A 320-nucleotide genomic window follows, 5' to 3' on the forward strand; every position below is an offset into this window, starting at 1 on the left:
GATCAAGTCCAATGAACAGGTGATCGAGGCCTATCTGGGCACGGGCCTGAAGAACAAAGATCAGGTGGGCGCATGAGCGGCTGGCGTAGCGGGGGGGGGGGAGGCACCCCACCGCCACGCCGCACCACACACCCCCCCCCACCCCCTCCCCCCACCACACAAAGAGAAACGGTACCCCCTCCCTCTTTTCTCTGTTGCGGAGCTCTTTGGGGGGGGTGTTGCTCCTCCGCGTGGGGGGGGGTCCCCCTCCCCCCCAGCTACGCCAGCCGCTCATGCGCCCACCTGATCTTTGTTCTTCAGGCCCGTGCCCAGATAGGCCT

General features: G+C 66.2%; 1 protein-coding gene. It reads left to right on the forward strand.

The genetic code is table 11. The annotated features are described in order from the left end of the window. Window position 1: 1 nt before the first annotated feature. Window positions 2-76 carry a hypothetical protein gene (locus tag AB9K37_RS00930; RefSeq protein WP_369835146.1) on the forward strand — a complete coding sequence of 25 codons (75 nt, stop codon included), beginning with the start codon at window positions 2-4 and terminating at the stop codon, window positions 74-76. The last annotated feature ends 244 nt before the right edge of the window (window positions 77-320 follow it).

This window comes from Donghicola sp. XS_ASV15 (genome assembly GCF_041224595.1).
In the GTDB taxonomy this organism is placed as follows: Bacteria; Pseudomonadota; Alphaproteobacteria; order Rhodobacterales; family Rhodobacteraceae; genus Donghicola.